Source organism: Candidatus Hepatincolaceae symbiont of Strigamia maritima, from assembly GCF_055505085.1.
The window spans coordinates 1-6176 of sequence record NZ_DBKDTU010000202.1 but is presented as its reverse complement, the minus strand read 5'-3'; the positions used below and the strand labels follow the sequence as shown (position 1 = coordinate 6176).

Below are 6176 nucleotides of genomic sequence, written 5' to 3'. Positions count from 1 at the left end.
AACAACATTATTACCAGGATTTTTTCCTTATTTATTTGCTTTAGATATAGATAATACTAACAAAAAAGAGTTAAAAAATCAAGACTTAAAAGGAAAAGCTAACAAATTAGCGCCACTTAATCTTACCCCTGAGATTACCCCCAAAATCAAATCTAAAATCACTACCGGTATTATTCCCAAAACTAACAACCCTCCTAAACAAGCACTCAGAGAAGTTCGCTCTGGAGATTTTTTTAAGGATAATTCTAAAAATACTAATAAGTTTTCCGATAAGATTATTCGTGATGATACCAAAAAAAATATTTATTATCCCAGTATTCCGAATTCTCCAATATTATCCAAAAAAAATCAAGCTACCAAAGCTTTATCCCAACCTGTTTCTCTCTCCTTTGCAGAGAGAATGCAACTTTTAAATTCTGAAAAATATCAAGAAGTAGAAGGATCTCGGCATAATACAAACAAATCCCTGCCTGCAAAAAAGCAAGAACTTAGTAGAAGGCAACAGCTACAACAAAAATACCAAACAAAATTTCAGCAAAAATCGCCACAAATCCCACTTTATTATGCAAAACAAGAAGCTGAGAAAAAAGATACTGCTACTAATATATTTTTAGCTAAAGAATCTCCTGCTTATACAAATACCAGATACCAGCGTAACACTAATGATAATTCTCTGAGTTATCAAAATTATCAACCTACATATAATTATAAGACTTCTAACTTAGAAGACTCTTTAGTACGGCATAATTCTCAAAGAGTTTCTCAGAATAACTGGTCTCAAAAGCTCTATAATAGAGATAGTGATAGCAATAATACCGGAGAAAATTATAGTAGAATGAGTTATAATAAAACAAATACAAAAGGCTATAACCATTATAAACAGCAAATGGCTACAGATAATTTTGTAAATTTTGCTAAACCCTACTCCTATAATAATTCTATCACAAATATTTATAATAAGTATCCTCAGCTGAATCAAGCTAATAATCAATTAGTAGATAGTTATCATACCCTTAAAGAAAGCTTACACAGAGTTGCTCCTTATAACACCTCTGATAATAGTTTTTTCCCTAAGAAATATATGTATAATAATACAAAGAATACTAATTTTAATTTTAAATATTAGCAAAATCGGTCTTAATTATTAATGAGTAATAAGAAATTATCATATAATATGACTTCCCCTAGGGAAGAAATTAGAGTGGGAATCGGAGTAAATCCGACAAAAAATCTTAGAAATAAAACTCAAAATACTTCTAAATCCCAGGAGTTTTCTAGAAAAATTACTAAGCCTCCCTTAAGGATACCATTAAGAAAAATTGAGCAAAATAAAACCTATTATAGTCCCGACCATAACAACAAGCATAAAGATAACTATAGAGACTACCAAAAAACTCTAGCATTTTACCCTAAAGATTATTATGAAAGTCCGGTATCCTTAGCTAAAAACCGAATATTTTCCTATAACAACCGAACAATTCCCGAAATATCAGGAAATAATAGAGCAGGAGCTTACAGTTCAGAAATAAGCAACAAGGAAACCAGTAGAGAGGATACTCCTATGATTAAAGCTTATAGGGATAAACTCTATAGCAATGCCTCACCCAAAGATACTTCCTATAGAGATAATCTCTATGCCAATGAACAGCGTAAAGATAAAACTCGCAACAAGGAAACCAATAGAGATAAAACCTATAAAGAGCAAAGAGTCCTTAGGGCTATTAAAGAGGAGACTACTCAAGCTATTCAAGAGACAAATCAAGAACAGAATCTTAATTCTCATACAAAAGAGTTAGCTAACAAAAGTTTAACCCCTGAAAGTCCTTTGTTTTCATACTTTCCTAAGGTTATTATTCCGTTTTTACAACTAGCTAGATTTGATAAACCTATGGCTATTTTCCTCCTGATGTTACCAGGATTTTGGTCTTTAGCCATGAATACTCATTTAAACTATTATGAAGATTTCTTTGTACCTTATATCTATGTATGCTTCTTTTTAGGCTCAATTCTTATGAGAGCCGCAGGTTGCATTATTAATGATTTAGCTGATATCAATATAGATAAATTAGTGAGCAGAACTAAAAACAGACCACTTGCTAGTGGATCTATATCCCCTTTAAGTGCTATTCTTTTTTTAATAGTACTCTTAATAGTAGCTTTTTTTATTTTAATGACTTTGAACAGCTTTGCAATTCTTACGGGTTTGTTAGCAATAGTTCTTATTATAATCTACCCCTTTGCTAAACGTTTTACTTATTTTCCACAATTAGTGTTAGGATTAACCTTTAATTGGGGAGTAATCTTGGCAGAGGCTGCCTTAAATAGTGAGATATCTTTTTATACTATGCTTTTGTATTTTGCAGCCGTGTTATGGACTTTAGGTTATGATACTATTTATGCCATTGAAGATTATGATGATGATTTAAAATTAGGTGTAAAATCTACGGTAACCTTACTTAAACGTAAATCGTTATTTTTGGTATTATTTTCCTATTTAGGGTGTTTCTCCCTATTAATTTTTTTAGGTTATCTAATAAATTTAAGTATAATTTTTTATCTGCTTATGATATTAGTATTAATGCACTTATTGTGGCAGATAAAACACATAAATTTTGATAATACTCAGCAGAATTGGTATATTTTTAAATCTAATGTATATGCGGGAATCATAGTATGGTTAGCCTTCTTATTAGGATAGAACTTAGATTGGTATATTTTTAAATCTAATGTATATGCGGGAATCATAGTATGGTTAGCCTTCTTATTAGAAGCCTTTTATTATATAATAACAGAGAGATAACATGCAATCTTTACAAGACTTTATTCTAGAATTAGAAAAACAAGGTAATCTTATCAGAGTAACGGCTGAGGTTAGCACTTACCTAGAAATGACGGAAATTCAAACCAGATTTCTTAAACATCAAAAAGAAGCTATCCTCTTTGAGAATGTGATTAAAAGAGACGGTACTAAAAGCAAAATCCCTGTATTAGTAAATTTATTTGGTACTAAGGAAAGGGTTGCTTTGGCTATGCAACGTAAACTTTCTGAATTAGAAGAATTAGGGGAACTCTTAGCTTTTATGAGGCACCCTAAACCGGTTGCTTCACTTAAAGAGGCTTTTGCTTACTTACCACTTTTAAAAAAAGTTATGGCAATGAAGCCAAAGATTGTAAAATCTTCTCCGGCACAGGAAATAATTTTTACTGAAGATAAAATTAATTTATACGATTTACCAATTCAATGGTGTTGGCCTAATGAGCCAGCTCCTCTTATTACTTGGGGGCTTATTGCCACTAAAGGACCTAATTTTAGTAGTACCCAAAAAACCAAAAGAGATGAAGAGGATGACTATAATTTAGGTATTTATAGAATGCAAATCTTAGCTAAAAAGAAAGCTATTATGCGCTGGCTTGCCCACAGGGGAGGAGCTTTACAATTTAAACGCTGGAAAGAAAAAAATCAGGGTAGGGATATGCCGGTTGCAGTTATCATAGGAGCAGACCCACAAACCATTATTGCCGCAGTAATGCCACTACCAGAAACATTATCTGAATATAAATTTGCAGGCTTATTAAGAGGAGCTAAAACTACTTTAGTTCCTGCTAAAACCATTGATATTTTAGTACCCAGTACTGCTGAAATTATCATTGAGGGTTATGTTTCTTGTACTGAAGTAGCAAAGGAAGGACCCTATGGCGATCATACTGGATATTATAACGATGTAGAAAAGTTCCCAATCTTTAATGTAACTGCTATTACTATGAAGAAAAATCCTGTTTATTTATCTACCTTCACTGGACGTCCCCCTGATGAGCCTTCAATCTTAGGGGAAGCTTTAAATGATGTTTTTGTACCCTTAATTAAACAACAGTTCCCTGAAATTACTGATTTCTTCTTACCCAGTGATGCCTGTTCATACAGAATGGCTGTGGTATCTATTAAAAAAGCCTATGCTGGGCATGCAAAGAGAATAATGATGGGGGTATGGTCTTATCTACGGCAGTTTATGTATACTAAGTTTATTATAATTGTAGATAGTGATATTAATGCTCGCTCTTATAGGGATGTAATTTGGGCAATTTCTACCAATGTAGACCCAGCTCGCGATGTTACTATAATTGAGAATACCCCTATTGACTACTTGGATTTTGCCTCACCTTTAAGTGGTTTAGGCTCGAAAATGGCAATTGATGCCACCGCTAAACTGCATCCTGAAACTAACCGTAATTGGGGAACTAAAATAACCATGGATGAAGAGACCATTAATACTATAGATAAAAAATGGCAGGACTTAGGATTAGGAGCATTCTTAGACAATATTTGGCAACAGAAATAATTAAGTTAAAAATTAAATTAAACCTAGTTTATTAAATAATTACTAAAACAGTAATGGTTGCTAGTCTTCAACAGTTAGATATTCTCTGATTGTAGAAGATACTTAAGTGTAGCTCTGCTTTTTAGAAAATATTAATATCAATAATATGCCAATGATGACTTATTACTAAAAAACCTGCTGTAATTAAGAATTTTCATAACTACTTACTATTTCAAAAGGTTAAAGTCTTTTTTTAATTTCATAATTTTTTGGTAAGAATGGTTAATTCTTGCTTCACTAATTGTACCTTTTGCTACGGCTTCTTTAATAATACGTACCATATTATATACTATATTAGGATTATAGGATCTGTTAGCATTATTAGCATAGAGTAAAATATCATTCCCTGCATTAATAGCACTTAGCACCGTATTTTCTAAAGAATAATATGTAAAAATAGCATCCATATCTAAACTATCGGTAATTACTACCCCTTGATAGCCTAGTTTATTATATAAAAGTTCAGTTATCATGTTATAAGATAAACTAGCAGGATATTTAGAATCTAAGGTTTTATTCATAATGTGGGATGGCATAATCATATCATTATACTTATTCTTAATAAATAAAATAAAAGGAGTTAATTCTTCAACCTTCCAATTCCTAGTAACATCTACCATTCCAAAATGAGTATCTCCCTTAGAGCTTCCATGCCCAGGAAAATGTTTGATTGAGGTAATAATGCCTTCCTCTTTATGTCCTTTTACAAAAGCTTCTGCAAATTCATAAACTTTATTAGGAGAATTAGAATACGCCCTCTTTAATTTAGCAATAATAGGATTATTAGAATTAAAATTAACATCAACCACCGGAGCAAAATTTACATTAATTCCATATTCTTTTAGCATTTTAGCTATTTTCTTGGATTCTAAATATACAGTATCTTTACCCTTTGCCGCTAATTCTTCTGCACTTTGAAAATCAGTAAATCCGTTAGAAGCTCTTAGTCTTGCTACTCTGCCTCCTTCTTGGTCTACCCCAATAAATAAAGGACTTATAGCCTCTTTAGCAACGAATGCTTGTAAATCCTCAGTTAACTTTGCTAATTGTTTCGGATTTTTAATATTATGCATTCTACTTTTATGTAGAGAAGAACTCATTAAAATAATCCCCCCAACTTTGTATTCAGTAAGATATTGCTTTACCTCAGTATTAAGTCTATCTCCTGAAAATCCTACAAACAACATTTGTCCTATTTTTTCATCAAGAGAAACCTCTGCCTTTAGAGTATAACTAAAGATATTCATAATAAATAAAATCATCAGTAATTTTACATAACTTATACTCATAGTTATTTTTTTCCTTTCAATTGCTTTACACTAATATTAATTTGCTTAATTTAATTACTAAACTCTAACTCCCAGAGGAAGTTTCTACCGGTACCACAAAGCTAGCCTCATCTTTAGAATTATTAATATTAAGCTCAACACTATTATCTGAAGCCAAGCCTTGTAATTTAGTATTTAAAATATTGATTTGTTTATCTAAAATAGTAATTTTACTTGCTAGATCTTGCAGTTCTTGTTGTGTAATTATTATCTTAGTATTAGGGGTTACTGCTTTAGTTTTTGGTTTTTTAGTAACTACTACTATCTTTTTTTGCGGAGTTTTTTTTAAAACTTTCTTTTTTTGTGAGGTTTTCTTTGAAATTTTCTTTTTTTGTGGGGTCTTTTTTGAAACTTGCTTTTTTTGCAAGGTTTTCTTTGAAACAGTCTTTTTTTGTGAGGTTTTTTTAGACGCTTGTGCTTGTTTTAGAGTATTACTATAAATATAATTAATTTTAGCTTCTAATTTTTTTAA

The 6176-nt window shown here is 31.3% G+C and carries 5 protein-coding genes; 3 read left to right on the top strand and 2 right to left on the bottom strand.

Annotation, left to right across the window (positions count from 1 at the left end):
- The 3 genes from ACQCX0_RS05510 to ACQCX0_RS05500 all read left to right on the top strand — a co-directional run.
- Nucleotides 1-1126, top strand: a 1126-nt coding sequence (locus ACQCX0_RS05510) for a hypothetical protein (RefSeq protein WP_462563168.1), incomplete at its 5' end; no start/stop codon positions are given.
- A gap of 21 nt (nucleotides 1127-1147) precedes the next feature.
- Nucleotides 1148-2698 (top strand): 4-hydroxybenzoate octaprenyltransferase, encoded by a 1551-nt coding sequence (gene ubiA / locus ACQCX0_RS05505; RefSeq protein ID WP_462563167.1) that lies wholly within the window; start codon nucleotides 1148-1150, stop codon nucleotides 2696-2698.
- 103 nt (nucleotides 2699-2801) lie between these two features.
- Entirely contained in the window at nucleotides 2802-4337 is a 1536-nt protein-coding gene (locus tag ACQCX0_RS05500; RefSeq protein WP_462563166.1) for a UbiD family decarboxylase, read from the top strand.
- A 206-nt stretch (nucleotides 4338-4543) separates the two neighbouring features.
- Here the strand turns inward: ACQCX0_RS05500 and ACQCX0_RS05495 are convergent, their stop codons facing one another.
- Nucleotides 4544-5665, bottom strand: a complete 1122-nt coding sequence (locus ACQCX0_RS05495) for a glycoside hydrolase family 3 protein (protein WP_462563165.1) — start codon at nucleotides 5663-5665, stop codon at nucleotides 4544-4546.
- Between the two features lie 64 nt (nucleotides 5666-5729).
- Nucleotides 5730-6176: hypothetical protein (locus ACQCX0_RS05490; RefSeq protein WP_462563164.1), on the bottom strand; the 447-nt coding region annotated here is incomplete at its 5' end.